Origin of the sequence: Microbacterium sp. MMO-20, from assembly GCF_037147735.1 — a bacterium.
Taxonomy (GTDB): domain Bacteria; phylum Actinomycetota; class Actinomycetes; order Actinomycetales; family Microbacteriaceae; genus Microbacterium.
In genome coordinates, this window is record NZ_JBBCUU010000003.1 from 194,866 (window position 1) to 217,458 (window position 22,593).

21 protein-coding genes are annotated in these 22,593 nt (G+C 69.1%); 6 read left to right on the forward strand and 15 right to left on the reverse strand.

The window, feature by feature from the left end; translation table 11 throughout:
* Window positions 1–37: 37 nt before the first annotated feature.
* Together WFI52_RS06895 and WFI52_RS06900 are read right to left on the reverse strand one after the other, a co-directional pair.
* Window positions 38–1,510 (reverse strand): tetratricopeptide repeat protein, encoded by a 1,473-nt coding sequence (locus tag WFI52_RS06895; protein WP_336626268.1) that lies wholly within the window; start codon window positions 1,508–1,510, stop codon window positions 38–40.
* Entirely contained in the window at window positions 1,510–2,820 is a 1,311-nt protein-coding gene (locus WFI52_RS06900; RefSeq protein ID WP_336626269.1) for a replication-associated recombination protein A, read from the reverse strand. Before WFI52_RS06900 ends, WFI52_RS06895 begins: the two co-directional genes overlap by 1 nt.
* 114 nt (window positions 2,821–2,934) lie before the next feature.
* Between WFI52_RS06900 and WFI52_RS06905 the strand changes: the two genes are divergently transcribed.
* The 3 genes from WFI52_RS06905 to WFI52_RS06915 all read left to right on the forward strand — a co-directional run bounded on the left by WFI52_RS06905 (window position 2,935) and on the right by WFI52_RS06915 (window position 5,417).
* Window positions 2,935–3,258, forward strand: coding sequence for a dioxygenase (locus WFI52_RS06905; RefSeq protein WP_336626270.1), 324 nt, complete (start codon window positions 2,935–2,937; stop codon window positions 3,256–3,258).
* Between the two features lie 88 nt (window positions 3,259–3,346).
* Complete coding sequence (locus WFI52_RS06910) at window positions 3,347–4,711, forward strand: DUF349 domain-containing protein (protein ID WP_336626271.1); 1,365 nt, start codon at window positions 3,347–3,349, stop codon at window positions 4,709–4,711.
* 100 nt (window positions 4,712–4,811) lie between these two features.
* The gene (locus WFI52_RS06915; RefSeq protein ID WP_336626272.1) at window positions 4,812–5,417 is read left to right on the forward strand and encodes an SAM-dependent methyltransferase; all 606 of its coding nucleotides are present in this window, start codon (window positions 4,812–4,814) and stop codon (window positions 5,415–5,417) included.
* On the opposite strand, the gene WFI52_RS06920 is transcribed toward WFI52_RS06915, so the two are convergent.
* The 11 genes from WFI52_RS06920 to pdxS all read right to left on the reverse strand — a co-directional run bounded on the left by WFI52_RS06920 (window position 5,404) and on the right by pdxS (window position 16,280).
* Window positions 5,404–7,677 carry a RelA/SpoT family protein gene (locus tag WFI52_RS06920; protein WP_336626273.1) on the reverse strand — a complete coding sequence of 758 codons (2,274 nt, stop codon included), beginning with the start codon at window positions 7,675–7,677 and terminating at the stop codon, window positions 5,404–5,406. The two genes, WFI52_RS06915 and WFI52_RS06920, sit on opposite strands and share 14 nt — an antisense overlap.
* A 59-nt stretch (window positions 7,678–7,736) precedes the next feature.
* On the reverse strand, window positions 7,737–8,738 hold the full coding sequence (gene secF / locus WFI52_RS06925; protein ID WP_336626274.1) for a protein translocase subunit SecF: 1,002 nt from the start codon (window positions 8,736–8,738) through the stop codon (window positions 7,737–7,739).
* Window positions 8,738–10,462 carry a protein translocase subunit SecD gene (gene secD, locus WFI52_RS06930; protein WP_336626275.1) on the reverse strand — a complete coding sequence of 575 codons (1,725 nt, stop codon included), beginning with the start codon at window positions 10,460–10,462 and terminating at the stop codon, window positions 8,738–8,740. The genes secF and secD overlap by 1 nt, the downstream gene beginning before the upstream one ends.
* 54 nt (window positions 10,463–10,516) lie before the next feature.
* The gene (locus WFI52_RS06935; RefSeq protein ID WP_336626276.1) at window positions 10,517–10,978 is read right to left on the reverse strand and encodes a preprotein translocase subunit YajC; all 462 of its coding nucleotides are present in this window, start codon (window positions 10,976–10,978) and stop codon (window positions 10,517–10,519) included.
* 82 nt (window positions 10,979–11,060) lie between these two features.
* Window positions 11,061–12,095 carry a Holliday junction branch migration DNA helicase RuvB gene (ruvB, locus tag WFI52_RS06940; protein ID WP_336626277.1) on the reverse strand — a complete coding sequence of 345 codons (1,035 nt, stop codon included), beginning with the start codon at window positions 12,093–12,095 and terminating at the stop codon, window positions 11,061–11,063.
* The gene (ruvA, locus tag WFI52_RS06945; protein WP_336626278.1) at window positions 12,088–12,714 is read right to left on the reverse strand and encodes a Holliday junction branch migration protein RuvA; all 627 of its coding nucleotides are present in this window, start codon (window positions 12,712–12,714) and stop codon (window positions 12,088–12,090) included. Before ruvA ends, ruvB begins: the two co-directional genes overlap by 8 nt.
* Window positions 12,715–12,791: 77 nt before the next feature.
* Window positions 12,792–13,373, reverse strand: coding sequence for a crossover junction endodeoxyribonuclease RuvC (gene ruvC, locus WFI52_RS06950; protein ID WP_336626279.1), 582 nt, complete (start codon window positions 13,371–13,373; stop codon window positions 12,792–12,794).
* Window positions 13,374–13,463: 90 nt separating this feature from the next.
* Window positions 13,464–14,222 (reverse strand): YebC/PmpR family DNA-binding transcriptional regulator, encoded by a 759-nt coding sequence (locus tag WFI52_RS06955; RefSeq protein WP_336626280.1) that lies wholly within the window; start codon window positions 14,220–14,222, stop codon window positions 13,464–13,466.
* A gap of 19 nt (window positions 14,223–14,241) precedes the next feature.
* The gene (locus tag WFI52_RS06960; protein WP_336626281.1) at window positions 14,242–14,775 is read right to left on the reverse strand and encodes a DUF1697 domain-containing protein; all 534 of its coding nucleotides are present in this window, start codon (window positions 14,773–14,775) and stop codon (window positions 14,242–14,244) included.
* Between the two features lie 9 nt (window positions 14,776–14,784).
* On the reverse strand, window positions 14,785–15,369 hold the full coding sequence (gene pdxT, locus WFI52_RS06965) for a pyridoxal 5'-phosphate synthase glutaminase subunit PdxT (protein WP_336626282.1): 585 nt from the start codon (window positions 15,367–15,369) through the stop codon (window positions 14,785–14,787).
* A gap of 20 nt (window positions 15,370–15,389) precedes the next feature.
* Window positions 15,390–16,280, reverse strand: coding sequence for a pyridoxal 5'-phosphate synthase lyase subunit PdxS (gene pdxS / locus WFI52_RS06970; RefSeq protein ID WP_336626283.1), 891 nt, complete (start codon window positions 16,278–16,280; stop codon window positions 15,390–15,392).
* A gap of 95 nt (window positions 16,281–16,375) precedes the next feature.
* Between pdxS and WFI52_RS06975 the strand changes: the two genes are divergently transcribed.
* On the forward strand, window positions 16,376–17,716 hold the full coding sequence (locus WFI52_RS06975) for an aminotransferase class I/II-fold pyridoxal phosphate-dependent enzyme (RefSeq protein ID WP_336637402.1): 1,341 nt from the start codon (window positions 16,376–16,378) through the stop codon (window positions 17,714–17,716).
* 5 nt (window positions 17,717–17,721) lie between these two features.
* Window positions 17,722–18,573, forward strand: a complete 852-nt coding sequence (gene pdxY, locus WFI52_RS06980; protein WP_336626285.1) for a pyridoxal kinase PdxY — start codon at window positions 17,722–17,724, stop codon at window positions 18,571–18,573.
* A 95-nt stretch (window positions 18,574–18,668) separates the two neighbouring features.
* On the opposite strand, the gene WFI52_RS06985 is transcribed toward pdxY, so the two are convergent.
* Complete coding sequence (locus tag WFI52_RS06985; protein WP_336626286.1) at window positions 18,669–19,238, reverse strand: HIT family protein; 570 nt, start codon at window positions 19,236–19,238, stop codon at window positions 18,669–18,671.
* Window positions 19,235–21,247 (reverse strand): threonine--tRNA ligase, encoded by a 2,013-nt coding sequence (thrS, locus tag WFI52_RS06990; RefSeq protein ID WP_336626287.1) that lies wholly within the window; start codon window positions 21,245–21,247, stop codon window positions 19,235–19,237. Before thrS ends, WFI52_RS06985 begins: the two co-directional genes overlap by 4 nt.
* Before the next feature lie 183 nt (window positions 21,248–21,430).
* Here thrS and WFI52_RS06995 point away from each other — a divergent pair, with 183 nt between their 5' ends.
* On the forward strand, window positions 21,431–22,591 hold the full coding sequence (locus tag WFI52_RS06995) for an SLC13 family permease (protein ID WP_315552615.1): 1,161 nt from the start codon (window positions 21,431–21,433) through the stop codon (window positions 22,589–22,591).
* The last annotated feature ends 2 nt before the right edge of the window (window positions 22,592–22,593 follow it).

Consider the following 22,593-nt stretch of genomic DNA (forward strand, 5'->3'; position numbering starts at 1 on the left):
AGCCGGTGCCCGCGGGACGCGCGGGCGTGTGCCGGCATCACCCGATCCAGCGAGCCACATCCGGGTGCAGCGGCATGGCCAGTGTGTCGATTCGATACCAGCCGACCGTCGTGTCCGCGTCCCGGACAGGCAGGCGCCCGTCCCGCGGCAGCGCCTCGAGTTCCGCGCAACGGATGCCGTAGACGTAGACGATCTCGTGCCCGCGCTTCGCCGGCCGATCGAAGATGTTCTCGATGATGCCGAGCAGGTGCGCATCGTCGAGGGTCACACCGAGCTCCTCCGCGAACTCGCGCCGGACGGCATCGTCGGCGCGCTCACCGAACTCGACGCCTCCTCCCGGGAGGCGCAGGAAGGGTCCACTCGCCTCGGACCCGGCATACTCCTCCCCCAGCACCCATACGTCCTGGACGAGCAGGCCGACAGCGATGACACGCACGCGGTCGGGCGTCCGCAGCTCGTCGGCGTACGCGCGCACGGCGCGCTGGTAGCGCGGCAGGTGCGGCGCGAGCGTCTGCAGGGCCTCGCGGAGTGCGGGTGCAGGTTTTCCGTCGGAGAAGAGCGCGAGCGCCAAGAAGGCGCGAGCCGAGTCGTACAGCGGGTCGGATGCCGGCACCGCCTGCAGGAGCGTGATCGCGCCTGACGCATCGCCCACGTTGCGCAACGAGCTCGCGAGCTGGATCGTGGCTTGCGTTCGCAGTCCCTCGTCCAGATCGCCCGCGAGGGCTGCGCGGTACAGCGGCACGGCCGCCGCCTCCTCGCCGAGGGAGTCGTGCAGCGAGGCGCGCTCGTATGCCGCGCGTGCATCGTCGCGATACCCGAGTATCGCCTCGAGCGCCCGGTGCGCGGCTGCGGCATCCGTCAGATCGACCTCGGCCCAGAAAGAGGCGAACTCGTCCGCGGGATCTTCCGGGTGGCCCGCGAGGAGCCCACGGACGCGCGCCCGCAGAGGAGCGAGGCCGTCGTCGACCTCGGAGCGCGCGAAGGCGTGCAGCGCCCGCATCGCGGCGCCTGCATCGCTCAGGTCTCCGCCGAGCAGATGCGGCACGAGCTCGCCCGCACCGATCTCTCGTACGCGACCGGTTTCGCCCGTCTCCCAGCGCGGCGCAGCGACGCGGCGACAGTCCGCGGCGCCGACGATGTGCTTGCGGCGCGTCGAGTTCGCTCCCGCCCACTCCGAACCCGCGTGGACGAGCACGCCCGCGCGGAATCCGGTCTCCTCTTCCAGCTCGCGCGCCGCGGCGGCGACGGCATCCTCGCCGGGATCGATGAGACCTCCGGGGAGCTCGCCCAGCGTTCGCGCGGGGCCGACGCGGAACTGCTCGAACAGCAGGACCGTGCCGCGCTGCGTGAATGCGACGACGGCGACCGTGTCGGCCTGCTCGAGGACGTCCCAGTCCGATTCGGTGCCGTCGGGCAGTCGATAGGTGTCTCGCCGCACCGTGACGTATCCCCGGTATCCGGGTGCCTGGCCGAGGCGCTGCCAAGGGGCCGCGGGGTCGAAGGTGCTCATCAGTCCCCCAGGATCTTGCGGATCTTCTCGACCCGCGCCGCGATGTCACGCTCGAGACCCCGCCCGGTCGGCTCGTAATACCGCCGGCCGCGCAGCTCGTCGGGCAAATACTGCTGGGTCGCGACACCGACGTCGAGGTCGTGCGGGTAGACATAGCCCTTGCCGTGCCCGAGCCGCTTGGCACCGGGGTAGTGCGCGTCGCGCAAGTGCACAGGCACCCTGCCGATCCCGCCGGCGCGCACGTCCGCGATGGCCTGATCGATCGCGAGGTAGGCCGCGTTCGACTTCGCGGTCGTCGCGAGGTACGCGGTCGCCTCGGCAAGGGGGATGCGCCCCTCCGGCATGCCGATGAACGCCACGGCGTCCGCTGCGGCGACGGCGATCACGAGCGCCTGCGGATCGGCGAGGCCGATGTCCTCGGATGCCGAAATGACGAGCCGGCGCGCGATGAAGCGCGGGTCCTCCCCCGCCTCGATCATGCGGGCGAGGTAGTGCATCGCGGCATCCGCATCGGATCCACGGATGGACTTGATGAAGGCGCTGATGACGTCGTAGTGCTCATCGCCCTGGCGGTCGTAGCGCAGGAGCGCCCGGTCGACGGCCTGAGCGACGTGATCGGCTGTGATCGTGCCGGACTCGCCCGCGACGGCGGCCGCGGCCTCGAGCGACGTGAGCGCGCGCCGCGCGTCTCCCGACGCGAGTTGCACGAGCGCTGTCCGCGCCTCGGGCGAAAGCTCGACGGCGCCGTCGAGTCCACGGGGATCCGCGACGGCGCGCTCGACGAGCATCGCGAGGTCGTCATCGGTGAGCGGCTTGAGCGTCAGCAGGAGCGAGCGTGACAGCAGCGGCGAGATCACCGAGAACGACGGGTTCTCGGTCGTCGCGGCGATGAGGATCACCCAGCCGTTCTCGACTCCGGGCAGGAGCGCGTCCTGCTGGGCCTTCGTGAACCGGTGGATCTCGTCGAGGAAGAGGATCGTCGAGGCGCCGTACAGATCGCGCTGGTCGAGCGCCTCCTGCATGACCTCGCGCACGTCCTTGACCCCGGCGGTCACGGCGGAGAGCTCGACGAACCGGCGTCCGGAGGTCCGCGCGATCGCCTGCGCGAGCGTCGTCTTGCCCGTTCCGGGCGGGCCCCACAGGATCACCGATACGGCGCCCGCCGCGCCCTGCGCTGCATCCGCAAGCGCCACGAGTGGCGAGCCGGGGCGAAGCAGGTGGGACTGTCCGGCGACCTCTTCGAGCGAGGTCGGCCGCATCCGGACCGCCAACGGGGTCTGACCCTGGAAGAGAGCGGATGCCGAAGCCATCCGTCCAGGCTAGTCGCCGCCTGAGACACCGGGGTGTCGCCGGCACCGGTCGCCCTCGCACCACCGGTTAGGATGCGTACGGCCCGGCTCATCGGGATCTGAGGGAGGTTCGGAGTGGCGACGGGTGCAGGCAAGAAGCAATCGCGCGAAGCGAAGGAGCGCACGCGGCTGTACCGCGCGCGCCAGGAGTTCCACGACGGCCTGATCGCGCGTCGGCGACGCGACAACCTCGTCGCCGGTCTCGCCGGCGGCATCCTGATCCTGGCGATCGTCGGCGGTCAGACTCTGTACTACACGGCGGGCCCCGGAGCACCGACCCCCACGCCTTCGCCAAGCGCGACGCCGACGCCCGAGCCGACCATACCTGGGGCGCCGCAGCCGTCGGACTCACCCGCCCCGGGCGGCGCCACGCCGTCGCCCACGCCGACCGCCCCCTGACCTGTCCCTCCTGTCGGCGGCGCGTGCCGTATAGGCTGTGAGCCGACCGAAACCCCCATGCGGCGTGCGCCGCGACGAGGTGCTATCTGTGACTGACGCCACCGAAACTCCGGCCGACGAGACCCCCGAGGTCCCGACGCCCGCTCCCGTACCCACGCCTGCACGGATCCCCGTGCCGCGGCCGCCCGCGACCCGCCCCGCTGTCGCGCCCGCGCCGACGGCCTCGGCCGCCGAGCCGTTCGGGCGCGTCGACGACGACGGCACCGTGTCGGTGCGCGAGGGAGCCGAGTGGCGAGTCGTGGGCCAGTATCCCGACGGCACCCCCGCCGAGGCCCTCGCCTACTTCGAGCGCAAGTACGTCGACCTCGCCGGCGAGGTAACGCTCCTCGAGACGCGGCATCGCTCCGGTGGCGCCTCCGCGTCCGACCTCCGCTCGACATCGGCGACCGTGCGCGAGCGCGTCGTCGGCGCGGCCGCCGTCGGCGACCTCGCTGCCCTCCTGACGCGACTGGACGCGCTGGAGTCGACGCTTTCGGAGGCCTCCGCCGAGGAGGCGCAGGCGCAGCGCGAAGCCGTCGACGCCGCGGTCGCGGAGCGCACGAGGCTCGTCGAGAGCATCGAAGCGATCGCCGCCCGTGACCCCAAGTCGATCCAGTGGAAGCAGACGTCGCAGGAGGTCACCGCACTCTTCGAGCAGTGGCAGGCTCATCAGGCCACCGGGCCCCGCCTGCCGAAGAACACCGGCCAACAGCTCTGGAAGCGATTCCGCGACGCCCGCGCCACCCTCGACAAGCACCGTCGCGAGTTCTATGCCGGACTCGACGAGCAGCACAAGTCGGCGCGCGACACCAAGGCGCGTCTCGTCGACCGAGCCGAGGCCCTCGTATCGCGCGGCGAGGACGCGATTGGCGACTACCGCTCGCTCCTCGACCAGTGGAAGACCTCGGGCCGCGCCGGCAAGAAGGCCGACGACGCACTCTGGGCGCGGTTCAAGGCTGCCGGCGACGCGCTGTACGCAGCCCGCGCGGGCCGCGAGCAGGCCGATGCCGAGGCATCCAAGGAGAAGATCGAGGCCAAGCGCGCCTTGCTCGTAGAGGCCGCCGCGGTGCCCGAAGAGAAAGACAACGCCAAAGCGCGGACCCTTCTGACCGGCATCCAGCGCCGCTGGGACGAGATCGGTCGAATCTTCCCACGCGAAGCCGAGCGCGCGCTCGACGATGACCTCCGCAAGATCGAGCAGGGCCTGAAGTCCCGGGAGGAGGCCGACTGGAAGGCCAACAACCCGGAGACCAAGGCCCGACAGAACGACATGACGAGCCAGTTGCGCGACGCGATCGCCGGGCTGGAAGCCGACCTCGAGAAGGCGAAAGCCTCGAAGGACAAGTCGGCGATCGCACGCGCGACGGAAGCCCTCGAGGCCCGCAAGGGGTGGCTCAAGGCCCTCGGCGGCTGAGCGAGGTCGAATCCTCCACACAGGGCCGGTTTCCCCCATCCATCCACAGATGCGGGGAACCGGCCCTCTCTTCTCCGCTCGCCGTGACACGATGCCCGACATGTCGTGGCCTTTCCTCTACTTCGCCGGCGATCGCCTGTCGCTGGCGGAACTCGCGTGCGCGCGTCTCGACGGCGATGTCGTCGAGATCGGCGACGCCTACATGCCGGCAGATGCCGTCGAAACACGCGAGCTGCGAGCGGCGTCACTCGCCGGATGCGTACCGAGCGCCCTCGCCGTGACCCGACTGAGCGCCGCCTGGGTGTACGGCGCCCAGGCAGAGCCGCCCTCGCGGCACACTCTGCAGCGCCGAGCAGGAGTGCGCGGTCGCCCCACTCTCGACGTGCGCGTGGAGTGTCGGGAGCAGCCGATCTCGGCCGACGATCTCGACTGCATCGGCGGCGTCTGGATCACCAGTCCGGCGCGCACCCTCGCGGACCTCGTCCGGCTGAGACCGGAACGGGCTGCCGGCGACGACATCGACGCACCGATCGAGGCGATGCTCGCCGTTCGCCCCGGCCTCGCGCACGAGGCACTCGATGTCCTCACCCGATCACAGGGACTGCGTTTCAAGAGACCCGCGATGACCGAACTCCGCCGGCGCATACGTGCGGCGCGGACGGCGCAGGCAGCGGATCCCGACCCGGCCGGACTCAGGAAGAGGTGACGCGGTAGACGTCGTAGACGGCGTCGATGCGGCGCACCGCGTTGAGCACGCGGTCGAGGTGAACGATGTCGCCCATCTCGAACACGTAGCGACTGAGCGCCAGCCGGTCATTCGTCGTCTGGACCGATGCGGAGAGGATGTTGACGTGATGCTCGCTGAGAACGCGAGTGATGTCGCTGAGCAGCCCCGAGCGGTCGAGCGCCTCGACCTGGATCTGCACGAGGAAGACGCTCTTCGTGGTCGGAGCCCAGGACACCTCGATCATCCGCTCCGGGTCGCCGAGCAGCGACTTCACGTTCGTGCAGTCCGCGCGATGCACCGAGACGCCGCTTCCGCGCGTGACGAACCCGACGATCTCGTCACCGGGGACAGGCGTGCAGCACTTCGCAAGCTTCACGAGGATGTCCGGCGCCCCGCGCACGAGCACGCCCGAGTCGCCGCCGCGCGGCGCGCGCGAGCGGCCGACGTGCGGGATCTCGATCGGCCCGGTGGAGGTGTCCTCCTCGGTGCTCACGAGTGCGGTCACCTTCTCGATGACCGACTGCGTGGAAACGTGGCCTTCTCCAACAGCGGCGTAGAGGGCCGTGACGTCCTCGTAGCGCAGCTGGTGCGCCACCTCGGTGAACGAGTCCTGGTTCATGAGGCGCTGCAGGGGCAGGTTCTGGCGCCGCATCGCCCGTGCGATGGCATCCTTGCCCTGCTCGACAGCCTCTTCGCGACGCTCCTTCGTGAACCATCCGCGGATCTTGCTGCGCGCGCGGGTCGACTTCACGAACGTCAACCAGTCCTGGCTGGGCCCGGCATCGGGGTTCTTCGACGTGAACACCTCGACGACGTCGCCGGAGTTCAACGGCGTCTCGAGCGGAACGAGGCGTCCGTTGACCTTCGCGCCCATCGTGCGGTGGCCGACCTCGGTGTGCACGGCGTAGGCGAAGTCGACCGGCGTCCCTCCGGCCGGAAGACCGATCACGCGCCCCTTCGGTGTGAAGACGTAGACCTCTTTCGCACCGATCTCGAAGCGCAGCGAGTCGAGGAACTCCCCCGGGTCGGCCGTCTCGGCCTGCCAGTCGGAGATGTGGGCGAGCCACGCCATGTCGGCGTCGACCGACTTCGCGTCGGGGGTCTTCCCCGCCATCCGCTCCTTGTACTTCCAGTGCGCCGCGACGCCGTACTCGGCCTGCTGGTGCATCTCGTTGGTGCGGATCTGGATCTCGACCGTACGCCCACCCGGGCCGATCACGGTCGTGTGCAGCGACTGGTAGAGATTGAACTTGGGCGTCGCGATGTAGTCCTTGAAGCGTCCCGGGATCGGTGTCCAGCGCGCGTGGATCGATCCCAGCACGGCGTAGCAGTCCCGTACCGTGCCGACGAGCACCCGGATGCCGATCAGGTCGTAGATGTCGTCGAACTCGCGCCCGCGGACGACCATCTTCTGGTACACCGAGTACAGCTGCTTCGGCCGCCCCATCACGCGCCCGCGGATGCGGAGTTCACGCAGGTCCGACTCGACCGCGTCGATGACGGTGTGGACGTACTCCTCGCGCTGCGGAGTCCGCTGCTTGACGAGCGAATCGATCTCGGCATAGAGCTTCGGATGCATCACCGCGAAGGAGAGGTCCTCGAGTTCGCTCTTGACCGCCTGGATGCCGAGGCGGTGCGCGAGCGGAGCGTAGATCTCCAGGGTCTCGGTGGCCTTCTTCGCCGCCTTCTCGGGCGGGACGAAGCCCCACGTGCGCGCGTTGTGGAGGCGGTCGGCGAGCTTGATGAGGAGCACGCGAATGTCTTTCGACATCGCGACGATCATCTTCCGCACGGTTTCGGCCTGCGCCGCATCGCCGTACTTGACCTTGTCGAGCTTCGTGACGCCGTCGACGAGCATCGCGACCTCGTCGCCGAAATCGGCCGTCAGCTGGTCGAGGCTGTAGTCGGTGTCTTCGACGGTGTCGTGAAGCAGCGCCGCCGCGATCGCGCGCGGACCGAGTCCGAGGTCGGCAAGGATCTGCGCGACCGCGAGCGGGTGGGTGATGTACGGCTCACCGCTCTGACGGTTCTGTGTCGCATGGGCCTGGGCGGCGACGTGGTACGCGCGCTCGATGACCGACGTGTCGCCCTTGGGATGGTGGGTGCGAACGGTGCGGATCAGTGGTTCCACCCCGTCGCGCGAGGGTGCGCGCGAGAAGATCCGCGGAACAAGCCGCCGCAGAGACGAACTCTGCGGCGGTGTCGCCCCATACGCGGAGGCGGGTGCCGTCTCGGTCATCCGCTCACCTCCGCTCGAAGCAATCCCACAATCCTACGCCCGGGGCGAAGCCCCGCCGGTCACGCGGCGACGGCGGCGCGCTCGCGCGCAGTGAGGGCACGCGCATCGCGCGCCTTGATCTCCGGCTCGTTCTCCCGCAGGAGCGAGAACAGCGGGGCCGCGACGAAGAGCGTCGAGTACGCGGCGACGATCGTTCCGACGAAAATCGACAGAGAGATGTCGGTGAGCGTCTGCGCTCCCAGCCACAGCGCGCCGATGAAGAGGATCGCGCCCGTGGGGATGGCAGCGACGACGGTCGTGTTGATCGAGCGGATCAGCGTCTGATTGACCGCCAGGTTCACCGACTCTCCGAACGTGCGCCCCGACCCTTCACCGTCCTCGCGGGTGTTCTCACGGATCTTGTCGAAGACGACCGTCGTGTCGTACAGCGAGTACGAGAGGATCGTCAGGAACCCGATCACGGCCGCCGGAGAGATCTCGAACCCGAACAGCGCGTACACCCCGACCGTGATGACGAGCACGTCGACGAGGCCGATGATGGCAGCGACCGACATCTTCCACGTGCGGAAGTAGACCGCGAGGATGATGAAGGTCAGCGCGAGGAAGATCGCGAGACCCCACAGTGACTGGCGCGTCACATCCTGGCCCCAGCTCGGGCCGATGAACGACGAGCTCACCTCGTCCGCCGACACGCTGTACGCCTCGGCAAGGGCAGCGGAGACCGCGCGGGTCTCCTCGTCTGTCATCTGATCGGTCTGCACGCGGACCGACTGCTCACCGTCGGCGGAGCCGATCGTGGTGACCTTCGTCGTGGCGCCGGGCACCACCGTCTGCACCGCGGTCGTCGCCAGCGCCTGGTCGGGCGCGGTGATGCCGCTCACGGTGAACTGCGACCCGCCGGTGAACTCGATCGAGAACTGGATCGGGCGGAACAGCGGCACGAGCGCTGCGCCGATCACGAGGATCGCCGCGATGAGGAACCACAGCCGCCGTCGCCCGACGAACGGGAACGAGGTCTTGCCGGTGTAGAGGTCGTTTCCGAGCTGGTTCATGGAGCGCATCAGTCGTCCCCCTCCGTCGTCGAGCGGCTCCCGGAGAGCTCGGCCTGCTTGCGTTCTGCGATCGTCTGACGGCGTTCCGCCTCGCCGCGCGAGCGCTTCGCCCGGCGCGCTGCAGCGCCCTGTGCGTTCGCGGCGACAGGAGCGCGGAATTGCGCGCGCCCGCGGTAGACCGCCCCGAGCGCCTCGGGGTCAAGGCCCGAGAGAGGGTGTCCGCCGCCGAAGAAGCGTGTCCGTGCGAGCAGCTGCATCACCGGATGCGTGAACAGGATGAAGATCAGGATGTCGATCAGTGTCGTGAGTCCGAGCGTGAAGGCGAAGCCCTTCACCGTGGCATCCGCCAGGATGTACAGCACCACGGCGGCGAGGATGTTGATCGACTTCGAGATGTAGATCGTGCGCTTGGCTCGACCCCAGCCGTCTTCCACGGCGCCCGTGATCGACTTGCCGTCGCGCAGCTCGTCGCGGATGCGTTCGAAGTAGACGATGAACGAGTCGGCGGTGAATCCGATCGTCACGATGAGTCCCGCGACGCCCGCGAGCGACAGACGGAAGCCCATGCGCCACGCCAGGATGCACAGCGTGATGTACGTCAAGACGGCCATCACCGCGAGCGAGGCGATGATGACGAATCCGAGCGCGCGATAGACGATGAGCGAGTAGAGCGCGACGAGCGCGAGTCCGATGAGACCCGCAATGAGGCCGATCTGGAGCTGCTGCGAACCGAGGGTCGCCGAGATCGAGTTCGTGCTCTGCACCTCGAAGCTGAGCGGCAGCGCACCGTACTTCAACTGGTCGGCGAGAGTTTTCGAGCTCTCCTGGGTGAACGTGCCCGAGATCTGCGGCTTGCCGTCGAGGATGACGCCGTTCATCGACGGTGCGGAGATGACGGCGCCGTCGAGGACGAACGCGAACTGGTTCTGCGGGGTCTGACCCGCCTTCGTGAACGCGTAGAGACGCTGACTGACCTCGCCGAAGGTCTTCGCGCCCGCCTCATCGAAGACGACGTTGACGACCCACTGGCCGTTCTGCGTGTTCATGCCGGCCGTGGCATCCGTGATCGACGAGCCGTCGAGTTCGACCGGACCGAGGATGTACTTCGCGGTGCCGGCCGGGTCGCACGCGATCACCGGCTGATCCTTGGGCGCGTTCGCCGGATCGTTCGCAGGGTTCGAGCAGTCGTATGCGAGGAACTCCGCCTGAAGAGCCGGCGTCACCCAATTCAGGTCGCTGCCGTTAGTCGGAGAAGCCGTCGGGGTGGCGACGAGACTCGGGTCCGGTGTGGGGTACGGCGTCTGGTTGCCGTCCTCGCCCACGTACGACGTGGATGCCGCGGTGGTGTACAGCACGGCGCGCAGCTGCATCTGCGCGGAGGCGGCGATGCGATCGCGGGTCTCGTCGTCGGCGGGGCCGGGGATCTGCACGACGATCTGGTTGCCGGCCTGCGTCGTGATGTCGGTCTCACCGACACCCGAGGCATCCACGCGCTGGCGGATGATCGCGGCCGCCTGGTTCATCTGCTCTGTCGTCGGCGCGGCGCCGTCGGGCGTCTTGGCCGAGAGGATGATCTGCGTGCCGCCCTGCAGGTCGAGGGCGAGCTCGGGCGTCCAGGAGCTCTTGCCGAAGGCGTATACGCCGAGGGCATTGACGCCGAAGAGCACGACGACGATCGCGAGCAGGCCGGTCAGTGCGCGCCAGGCATGACGCACAGGGGTGGGTGTGGCCACGGAGGGTCAGCTTTCTTCGTCGAAGACCGCGGAGCGGTGGTGGGAAGCGGTGAGTCAGGCCTGCGGCTTGTCGCCGGGCTCGGCGCCGTCGGCAGCCTTCTTCTCCGCGGCGGCGGTCTCCACCGTGGGGCGGGCGCTCTGCGCGTCATCGCTGATCGAGGCGATCTCGCCGTCCACGACATCGGCCACGTACTCGGCCTGGTCGGACTCAGCCTCGAGGAACTCGTCTTCGGTGAGAGTGCCCTCTTCTTCGTCGACGACGCGAAGGATCGCCTGGCTGTGCACCTCGACCTCGACGCCCGGGGCGAGCGCGACGCGGGCGGCCTTCGAAAGGTCCTCGCCGTCGTACTCGACGAGCGTGCCGTAGAGACCGCCCTGGAGGAGTACCTTGACGCCGGGGAGCATGGCGCGGGACTTCGCCTCCTGCTCGGCCTTCATGCGGGCAGCGCGACGACGCGAGCTCCAGAACATGAAGATGAGCAGCGCCGCCATCGCGACGAGCAGGATCCAATCCATGGGTACGACCTTTCGGGTGCGCGCGAGATGCGCGAAGAAGCACGGCGGGCCTTCGACAGCCTCAGGAACCGACCTTCAGCGATTATAGGTCATCGAAGATCGCGGGCTCCCCGGGCTGCGGCACGCGCAAGTGGGCGTATGCCTCAGGCGTGGCGACGCGCCCGCGCGGCGTGCGTCCGAGGAAGCCGATGCGCACGAGGTAGGGTTCGACGACCGATTCGATCGTCTCGGCCTCCTCTCCCACCGTCACCGCGAGGGTCGACAGGCCGACCGGGCCGCCGCGGAAGCGCCGCACCACGGCATCCAGGACGGCGCGGTCGAGGCGATCGAGCCCGATGGCGTCGACGTCGTAGAGGTCGAGCGCTGCAGAGACGTCCGCTTCAGACGCACTCTCCCCCGCTCCGTGCACGATGACGTAGTCGCGCACGCGTCGGAGCAGTCTGTTCGCGATGCGCGGTGTGCCGCGCGAGCGCCGCGAGATCTCGTCGCGCGCGGCGGCGGGGACGTCCACGCCTAGGAAGCCGGCCGACCGCGCGACGACGCGCTCGAGCTCTTCCGGCTCGTAGTACTCGAGATGCGCCGTGAAGCCGAAGCGGTCGCGCAGAGGGTTCGGGAGCAGCCCCGAACGGGTCGTCGCCCCGACGAGCGTGAAAGGAGCAAGGTCGAGCGGGATGCTCGTGGCGCCCGCACCCTTACCGACCATGATGTCGATGCGGAAATCCTCCATCGCGAGGTAGAGCATCTCCTCCGCCGAGCGCGCCATCCGGTGGATCTCGTCGATGAAGAGCACTTCGCCCGGGACGAGGCTCGACAGGAGCGCAGCGAGGTCGCCGGCGTGCTGGATCGCGGGGCCGCTGGAGAGCCGCAACGGCCGCTCGCTCTCGTGGGCGACGATCATCGCGAGCGTCGTCTTGCCGAGACCGGGCGGCCCTGACAAGAGGATGTGGTCGGGCGGACGCTGCTGAATCCGGGCGGCATCGAGCAGGAGCTGCAGCTGACCCCGCACCTTCTGCTGCCCGACGAACTCGGCGAGCGATGTGGGACGCAGAGCCCCCTCGACGGCAAGCTCCGTCTCGTCTTCCGCAAGCCCCGGGTCACGGGCGGAATCGTCAGACACTCGTACGCTCCGTCCTGCTCGGGCCGAGCTGCGCGAGGGCGAGCTTCAGCAGGGCGGGCACGGAGCCCAGGTCGGATGCCGCCGCGGTTCCGGCGATCTCGTGCACGGTTTCGGTGCTGACGCGCTCGCTCCACCCGAGTGCGATGAGCGCGGCGACCACCTTCGCACTGACAGCGGCAGGAGCGATGCCGGGCGCTGCTCCAGCGGGAGTGGGCAGTCGAGCGTGAAGTTTGCCGGCGAGCTGGACGACGATGAGCTTCGCCGTCTTCGGTCCGATCCCCGAGACGCGCCGGAACGGCGCATCGTCTTCGTTCGCCACCGCCTCGGCGATCTGCGCGACGCTGAGGGCCGACAGAACGCCGAGGGCTGACTTCGGGCCGACGCCTGAGACGCTCAGGAGCAGCGTGAACGTGTCGAGCTCGTCGCGCTCGGCGAATCCGAACAACGACAGCGCGTCCTCACGCACGACGAGGTTCGTGTGCAGAAGCGTCTCGTCGCCTGCACGCAGGCCGCGCGCGACGTCCGTCGGCACCGCGACGGAGAACCCCACGCCGCCGACCTCGACAATCACTGAGTCGGCGTCGGAATGCAGCACGACGCCGCGCAGGGAGGAGATCATGCAACCACCCTAGAGGCGTCTTCGGACGTTTGTTCGAGCGACACGCACCCGCGCGAGGCTGCGGGGCTGCGCGCCGCTCACCGCCGTGCGGCCGCCTTCTCCGCCCGCGCCCATGCTCGCTGCGCCGGCGTCAGCGCCGCTTCGCCCGCCGCACTCGTCCCCGCCGTCGTCGGCGCGCCGCGCCGCCACGCGTGACACAGTGCGATCGCGAGCGCATCTGCGGCATCCGCGGGCTGTGGCAGGGCGTCGAGGCGCAGCACCCGAGCGACCATCGTCTGCACCTGGAGCTTCTCCGCCGCACCGTACCCGGTGATCGCGGCCTTCACCTCCGATGGCGTGTGCGTCGCCGCGGGGAGCCCGTGCTCGGCTGCAAGGAGCAGGGCCACACCGCTCGCCTGCGCCGTTCCCATCACGGTCGCGCGGTTCTGCTGCGCGAACACGCGCTCGACGGCGACGACGTCGGGGCGGTGCGCGGAGAGGACGTCGCGCAGTCCCGCGGCGATCACCGCCAAGCGTTCGCCGATCTCGAGATCGGTGCGTGAGCGGACGACGCCCACATGCACGAGCGATGCCGATCGATCGGCACGGACGTCGACGATACCGACACCGCACCGGGTGAGGCCGGGGTCGATGCCGAGAACGCGGAGAGCGGCTGCCACTGTTCCACGCTAGGCGTCGAAACGGGCGCAGCCGCTCTGCGACTCACCTCCGGCGATGGAGCGCCGGCGTGAACGACCGGTGGGTGGAGATCACTCGTCCTGTTCGAGCTCGGCCTGAACGTCGGCGGAGAGATCGAAGTTGCTGAAGACGTTCTGCACGTCGTCGCTGTCTTCCAGCGCGTCGATCAGGCGGAAGATCTTGCGCGCCGTATCGGCGTCGATCTCGACCTTGAGGTTCGGGACGAACTCGACGTCGGCCGAGTCGTACTCGATGCCGGCGTCCACGAGCGCCGAGCGGACCGCCACGAGGTCGGATGCCTCGGTGATGACTTCGAACCCTTCGGCGTGCGGCTCGATCTCCTCGGCGCCCGCCTCGAGCGCCGCCATCATGACGTCGTCCTCGGTTGTGCCCTCATCGGACACGACGATGACGCCCTTGCGGCTGAAGTTGTAGGCGACGGAGCCCGGGTCGGCGAGCGTGCCGCCGTTGCGCGAGAGGGCGGTGCGCACTTCGGCGGCCGCGCGGTTCTTGTTGTCGGTCAAACACTCGATCATGAGGGCGACGCCGTTCGGACCGTAGCCCTCGTACATGATCGAGGTGTACTCGACCGACTCGCCGCCGATGCCGGCGCCGCGCTTGATGGCGCGGTCGATGTTGTCCTTCGGGACGGAGGTCTTCTTCGCCTTCAGGACGGCATCGAAGAGGGTCGGGTTGCCCGCCTGGTCGGCTCCGCCGAGCTTCGCGGCGACTTCGATGTTCTTGATGAGCTTCGCCCACGACTTGGCACGGCGCGCGTCGATGACGGCCTTCTTGTGCTTGGTCGTGGCCCATTTGGAGTGTCCGGACATGACAGCCAGTTTACGGGGATCAGGCCATGATCTTCGCGAGGGTGCGGAGGTTGCGGGTCGTCGTGGATGCCGCGAACCGCGCCTTCGCGAGAAGCTTCGCGTACGGGGTATCGGTGGAGGACCCTTTCGCGGGGTTCCAGTAGACGACGCCTGCCCCGCCCCGCGCGGGGTCGATATCGGGGTCGAGGTCCGCGATCGCCGCAACGAGCTCGCGAAGGACGGCGTCGTCGCTCGTGAACACGACGTAGGGCTGTCGAGCCGCATCCCCCGCGTCGAAAGGGAAGCCCGTGATGGCATGCGCGAGCTCGTCTCGAGACACGAGCACGATCCACGCGTCGTACCCGAATCGCTCGCGCAGTCCGGTCTCGATCCGCTTCTTCAGCTCCGCGCGGCGAGGTTCGGGTTCATCGGCCTCGAACCGCACGTTGCCGCTCGCGAGCACCGTCTTCACCTCGGCGAACCCGAGGTCACGGAAGAGAGCACCCAGTTCGGCGCTCTTCACGGTCACGCCGTTCACGTTGACTCCGCGCAGCAGCGCCACCCAGGTCGTCATGCCGGAACGCTACCGCGCGGCGCGCACGAGTTGCAGGAACAACTCGTGGAAGCGCGTCTCGCCGGATACCTCGGGGTGGAACGCCGTCGCGACCAGGTTCCCCTGCCTGACCGCAACGACGCCACCGCCAGGCAGCGTCGCGAGCGCTCGCGCTGCGGGCCGGACCTCGACGACGAGCGGGGCGCGGATGAAAGCCGCATGCACCGGGCCGTCGAAGCCGGCGACGGTGATCTCGGTCTCGAACGACTCCACCTGACCACCGAACGCGTTGCGCTGCACCGTCACGTCAAGTCCGCCGAAGCTCTCCTGTCCGTCGATGGGATTCGCGATGCGATCCGCGAGCAGGATCATCCCGGCGCACGTCCCGTACACGGGCATGCCACCCGCGATCGCGTCGCGTACCGGTTGCTGCATGCCGAACGCCCGTGACAGCTTGTCGATGACGCTCGACTCCCCGCCGGGCAGGACGAGTCCATCGACGGATGCCAGGTCGTCGGGCCGGCGCACGAGTGTCACGTCGGCGCCCAGCGCGGTCAGCACACGGGTGTGCTCCCGCACATCGCCCTGCAGCGCGAGAACGCCGACGCGGGTCACCGCACGCCCACGGGCCGAAGTCACCAGCCGCGCTCGGCGAGGCGGTGCGGAGCCGGCAGATCGGTGACGTTGATGCCGACCATGGCTTCGCCGAGCCCTCGAGAGACCTCCGCGATGACCTTCGCGTCGTCGAAGAACGTCGTGGCCTTGACGATCGCGGCGGCACGCTCGGCGGGATTGCCGCTCTTGAAGATGCCCGAGCCCACGAAGACGCCGTCCGCGCCGAGCTGCATCATCATCGCGGCATCCGCCGGCGTCGCAACACCGCCCGCGACGAACATCACGACCGGCAGCGCGCCCGTTTCGGCCACCTCGGCGACGAGTTCGTACGGCGCCTGGAGCTCCTTCGCCGCGACGAACAGTTCGTCCTTCGGCAGGGCGACAAGCGCCGCGACCTCACCGCGGATCTTGCGGATGTGCTTCATCGCCTCTGAGACATCACCCGTACCGGCTTCGCCCTTCGAGCGGATCATCGCGGCGCCTTCGTTGATGCGTCGCAGCGCTTCGCCGAGGTTCGTGGCACCGCAGACGAACGGCACGGTGAACTTCCACTTGTCGATGTGGTTGACGTAGTCGGCGGGCGACAGCACCTCGGACTCGTCGATGTAGTCGACGCCGAGCTCCTGCAGCACCTGCGCCTCGACGAAGTGACCGATGCGCGCCTTCGCCATCACCGGGATCGAGACCGCCTCGATGATCCCGTCGATCATGTCCGGGTCGCTCATCCGCGAGACGCCGCCCTGCGCGCGGATGTCAGCGGGCACGCGCTCGAGCGCCATGACCGCGACGGCGCCGGCGTCCTCTGCGATCTTCGCCTGATCGGGCGTGACGACGTCCATGATGACCCCGCCCTTCAGCATCTCGGCCAAGCCCCGCTTGACGCGGGAGGATCCGGTGGTGGGTGTGGGCATCGTGGGGCTCCTCGCGGACGGAACGGATCGTGGGGGGTCATCATCTTTGACCTAGGCCAAAACGTACCATGGCCTGTCACATAGACTGGACGCCGATGAGGGGTGTAGGCATGGTCATCACCGGCGCCACGGCGACCGAGATCGCCGAGAGCGTGCGGCAGCAGATCGAGCGCGCTGAACTCGCCCCCGGCGATGCGCTTCCCCCGGTCCGTGCGCTCGCCGACGACCTGCAGGTCAACCGCAACACCGTCGTCGCCGCGTACCGTCACCTCACCCAGGCCGGGCTTGTCGAGGCGCGCGGGCGTGCCGGCACGCGTGTGGCCGAACCCACCGCCGTCGCGCAGGAAGGGTTCGCCCGCGGCACGGTCCTCCGCGATCTCGGCACGGGCAACCCGGACGCCGCGCTCATCCCGGACGCACGCACTGCCCTCGGGCGAATCGCCTCGCGACCGGTCCTGTACGGCGAGCCCGTCATCGACCCCGATCTCGACCGCTGGGCGACCGCGTGGATGCGCGAAGCCGTCGCTGACGAGCGCCCACTGCGCCTCACGGTCACCGGCGGCGCTTCCGACGCGATCGAACGCCTCCTCGCGCAGACGCTCACCCGTGACGACGCCGTTGCGCTCGAGGACCCGTGCTTCCTCGCGAGCCTCAACACCGTGCGTCTCGGCGGCTACCGGCCCGTCGCCGTCCCCGTCGACGCCGAGGGAATGACCGTCGCCGGCCTCAGGGCGGCGTTGGATGCCGGGGTGCGCGCGGTCGTCTGCACGCCGCGCGCGCAGAACCCGACGGGCGCGAGCCTCAGCGCGCGGCGCGCCGCCGACCTGCGGGCGGCGCTGACCGACCACCCCTACGTGCTCGTGATCGAGGACGACCACTTCTCCCTCCTGTCATCGCAGCCCTTCCACTCCGTGATCGGCCCCGACCACCAGCGCTGGGCTCTGATCCGGTCCGTGTCGAAGTTCCTCGGACCGGACATGTGCCTCGCCGTGACCGCCTCCGATCCGGACACCGCCGAGCGGCTCGCACGCCGCCTCAATCCTGGGTCGCAATGGGTCAGTCACCTCCTGCAGCGGCTGGGGCTCGAGCTCCTCACCGACGCGCACGCGCGCGCCGCAGTCGCGGCGGCAGCCGACCACTACGCGACACGGAACCTCGTCGCGGCGGCGGCGTTCACCGCGGCGGGCGTTCCCACCGCGGCGCGCGACGGATTGAGTCTGTGGGTCCCTCTCCCCGCGCCGGCGCGCGCCGTAGCCGAGCAGCTCATGCGGCGTGGATGGCTCGCTCGGCCGGGTGACGAGTTCGTGCTGAGCGACCCCTCGGCCGCCCACCATCTGCGCCTCACAGCCCACGACCTCACCGACGCCGAGCTCCAGCGCCTGGCATCCGACCTGGCCGATGCTGTCCGCGCGGCCACCCTCACGAAAGCAGGATGATCCCGATGAAGATCCTCTCGATCCAGTCCGCCGTCGCCTACGGCCACGTCGGCAACTCCGCCGCGGTCTTCCCTCTCCAGCGCATCGGTGTCGAGGTGCTCCCGGTCTACACCGTCAACTTCTCGAACCACACCGGGTACGGTTCGTGGCGGGGTCCCCTCATCTCACCCGATGACGTCCGCGACGTCATCCTCGGCATCGAGGAGCGCGGTGTGCTCGGCGAGATCGACGTCGTGCTGTCGGGCTACCAGGGCAGCGACGGCATCGGGGACGTGATCCTCGACGCCGTCGCGCGGGTGAAGTCGGCGAACCCGGATGCCGTCTACTCGTGCGATCCGGTCATGGGCAACGCCAAGAGCGGATGCTTCGTGGCGACCGCCATCCCGATTCTGCTGCGCGAGCGGGTCGTGCCGAGCGCCGACATCATCACGCCGAACCAGTTCGAGCTGGGTTTTCTCACCGGCACGGAGCCCGGGGACCTCGACTCGACGCTCACCTCCGTCGACGCCGCGCGCGCGATGGGACCGCGGACGGTGCTCGTCACGAGCGTCGAGCGCCCCGACCGCCCCGAAGGAACGATCGAGATGCTCGCCGTCGACGACGAGGGCGCATGGATGGTGCAGACCCCGCACATCCCCATGAAGGCCAACGGGTCGGGCGATGTCACCGCGGCGCTCTTCACGGCACATTACCGCTCATCGCGCGACGCGGCGTCCGCTCTCGCCAAGACGGTCTCGAGCGTCTACGACCTGCTGCAGCTCACTTACGATTCCGGACAGCGCGAACTGCAGCTCGTCGAGGCGCAGGAGTACTACGCGCACCCGCGCGAGCAGTTCGCCGTCACGCGCGTGCGCTGAACGCGATCCCGGCCACCCGGTCACCCGAGACGGCATGCAGCGCGGCAGACACCCTGGCGCGCCGCGCGCTGCATGCCGTTTCGGCGGTGCTCGTTTCAGGCGGGGGGCCAGGCGGATGCCACTGCCTCGCGCACATCGCCGAGCAGCTGCGGCAGCGCCTTGGTCCGCGCGATGATCGGGAAGAAGTTCGCGTCGCTCCCCCACCGCGGGACGACGTGCTGGTGCAGGTGCTCGTCGACGCCCGCGCCGGCGACCGCGCCCTGATTCATACCGATGTTGAACCCGTCGCACTTGCTGACCTGCCGAAGCACCCGCATGGCGGTCTGCGTGACCGCACCGATCTCGGCGACCTCCTCGGACGTCGCCTGGTCGTAGGTCGCGATGTGTCGGTACGGACAGACGAGCAGGTGTCCCGAGTTGTACGGGAACAGATTCAGGAGAGCGTACGACGTGACTCCGCGGTAGACGATCAAGCCGTCGGCATCCGTCTTCTGCGGCGCCGCACAGAAGGGGCACCCGCTCCCCCGCAGCGCGTCGGCGCCGGTGTTGATGTACGCCATCCGGTGCGGCGTCCACAGCCGCTGGAAGCCGTCCGGGACACCCGCGAACTCCGCCGCCTGCTCGAGGTCGGGGCAGGGCGCGTCAGGGGCGTCCCGATCGGTCACGCGAGGTCCTCCGCGGTGTTGACGAGCGTGTGCGCCGCAATCGCCCCGACGATCTTCTCGATCGCCTCATCGACCGGGATGCCGTTGGTCTGCGACCCGTCCCGGAAGCGGAACGAGACCGTGCCCGCGGATCGGTCCTGCTCACCCGCGATCAACTGCAGCGGCACCTTCTGCGTCGTATGAGTGCGGATCTTCTTCGGCATCCGGTCGGCGGAGTGGTCGACCTCCGCGCGCACGCCGCGCTCGCGCAGCCGCTCCACGATGTCGTCGAGGTACGGAGCGAAGTCGTCCGCGACAGGGATGCCGACGACCTGAACAGGCGCGAGCCATACCGGGAATGCCCCCGCATAGTGCTCGAGCAGGATCGCGAAGAAGCGCTCGATCGAGCCGAACAGCGCGCGGTGGATCATGATCGGGCGGTGTTTCTCGCCGTCGGGTCCGGTGTACTCCAGCCCGAAGCGCTCGGGCAGGTTCGGATCGACCTGCACGGTCGACAGCTGCCAGGTGCGACCGATCGCATCGCGGGTTTTGAGGTCGATCTTCGGCCCGTAGAACGCGGCTTCGCCGGGGACCTCGGTGAGCTTGAGACCGGATGCCACGGCCACGTTGCGGAGCGCATTCGTCGAGTACTCCCAGAACTCGTCCGACCCGATCCACTTCGACTTCTCGTCGTCGCGCATCGACAGCTCGAGCTCGAAGTCGTCGAGGCCGAAGTCGCGCAGCATCGAGATGACGAACTCGAGGACGCGCGTCGCCTCGGTCTCCAGCTGATCCTCGGTGACGAAGAGGTGCGAGTCGTCCTGCGTGAATCCGCGCACGCGAGTGAGGCCGTGCAAGGCACCGGACAGCTCGTTGCGGTAGACCGTGCCGTTCTCGGCGAGGCGCATCGGCAGGTCGCGGTAGCTGCGGGCCCGCTCCTTGTAGATGAGGATGTGCATCGGGCAGTTCATGGGCTTCAGGTAGTAGTCCTGACCAGCCTTGGTGATGTTGCCCTCGGCATCCCGCTCCTCGTCCATGACGATCGGGGGGAACATGCCCTCCTTGTACGTCACGAGGTGGTTCGAGGTGACGAAGAGGTCCTCTTTCGAGATGTGCGGGGTGTAGACGTAGGTGTAGCCCCCCGCGATGTGCCGCCGACGCGCGTGCTGCTCCATCTCGCCCCGGACGATGCCGCCCTTAGGGTGCCAGACGGAAAGCCCCGACCCGATCTCCTCGGGGAACGAGAACAGGTCGAGCTCCTTGCCGAGCTTGCGATGGTCGCGCTTGGCGGCCTCCTCGAGGCGCTGCTGGTACGCGCGGAGCTCGTCCTTGGTGGGCCAGGCAGTGCCGTAGATGCGCTGCAGCTGCGGATTCTTCTCACTGCCGCGCCAGTAGGCGCCGGCGATGCGGGTGAGGTCCCAGCCGTTCCCGACGAGCCGGGTGGAGTGCACGTGCGGGCCGCGGCAGAGGTCGCGCCAGGCGGTCTCGCCGTCGCGGGTGACGTTGTCGTAAATCGTCAGCTCGCCGCCACCGACTTCCACAGACGCGCCCTCGGTCGAACCCGCGCCGGGGCCGCCGGCGAGGCCGATGAGCTCGAGCTTGAACGGCTCGTCCGCCATCTCGGCACGCGCCTCGTGCTCGGTGACGACGCGACGAACGAACCGCTGGTTCTCGCGGACGATCCGCTCCATCTCCTTCTTGATCGCCTTGAGGTCTTCGGGTGTGAAGGGATCGGCGACACCGAAGTCGTAGTAGAAGCCGTCGGTGATGGGCGGGCCGATGCCGAGGTTCGCCTGGGGGCGGATGCGCTGGACCGCCTGCGCGAGCACGTGCGCCGTCGAGTGCCGCAGGATAGCGAGCCCGTCGGGGCTGTCGACCGTGACCGGCTCGACGACGTCGGTCGCCGCGACGACGGTCGCGAGGTCTTTCAGCTCGCCGTCGACACGCAGCGCGACGACCGAGCGGTCGGGGAACAGGGTGAAGCCGTCGGCGGGGTACGACACGTCCGCCGCGGGTGAGACATCAGTCAAGGGAAGGTCTCCAGAAAAGTGGATCGGATGGGATGCTCAGCTTCGGGCGCCGCACGCCCTGCCCGCTCAGGCCCAGATCTTTCGCATACCGGGCTCGCGCGTGCCAGTCGCGAAGGCGCTGATCCGGCTCTGTCCCATGTCTGCAGTCTATCGCCGCACGGGACTGGTCGAGGAGGGTCCATGATGGATGCCGTGGTGCTTGCCGTGATCGGAGCGGTGCTGCTGCTCCTGGGCGGCGCAGCCGTCGTCTTCGGACTCCTCCCGCTGGATGCCGCGCTGGAGATCGGCGATCGTGTGTGGCCGATCCTGCTGTTCGTCGTGGCTGTGACGATCGTCGCGGAGCTCGCCGCGCAGGCCGGAGTGTTCGATGCGGCCGCCGCACGACTGGCGCGTCTGTCCCGCGGGCGGGTCATCGTCCTCTGGCTCGCGGTGGTGGCCTTCGCCGCCGTCGTGACGGCGTTCCTGTCTCTCGACACGACGGCGGTGCTGCTCACGCCCGTCGTCGTCGCCGTCGCCCGGTCGAACGGTCTGTCTCCGATGCCGTTCGCGTTCGCCACGGTCTGGCTGGCGAACACCGCCTCGCTCTTCCTGCCGGTGTCGAACCTCACCAATCTGCTCGCCGCCCACCGGCTCGGCGATCTGGATGCGCTCGGCTTCCTCGGCCTGCTGGGTCCGTCGGCGATCATCGCGACCCTCATCACCGTGCTCCTCCTCTGGCTGACGAACCGGCGGGAGCTGCGCGGTCGGTTTTCCCCCGCTCGCCCTCCGCGCGTCGTCGACCCCGCGCTGCTGCGGATCGCCGCGGTGGTGCTCGTCGTCATGCTGCCGCTCCTGGTCATCGGCATCCCGCCGTGGATGCCGGCAGTCGGCGCAGCCATCGTGCTCGCGGTCGTCTTCTCATGGCGCTCTCCTACGTCCCTGCGCTGGGCGCTCGTGCCGTGGCAGCTCGTCGTCTTCGCCTCGGGCCTCTTCCTCGCCGTCGGCGCGGCCGAAGCACTCGGGTCCGGCGCGCTCCTCGCCGCCGCGACGGGATCCGGTGAGGACCTCCTTTCGCTCTGGCAGGTCGCCGGCGTGGGGATGCTGGGGGCGAACGTCGTCAACAATCTGCCCGCGTATCTCGCCCTGGAGTCGGCGGCGGGCTCTCCCGTCCGGTTGGCCGCCCTGCTCATCGGCGTGAACGCGGGGCCGCTCATCACGCCGTGGGCGTCGCTTGCCACGCTGCTCTGGCACGAGCGGCTCCACGCCGTCGGGGTCGACGTCCCCTGGAAGCGCTACATCCTGCTGGGCCTCGCCGTCGCACCCGTCACGGTCGCGCTCGCCGTCGTACCGCTCGCGTTCCGCTGACC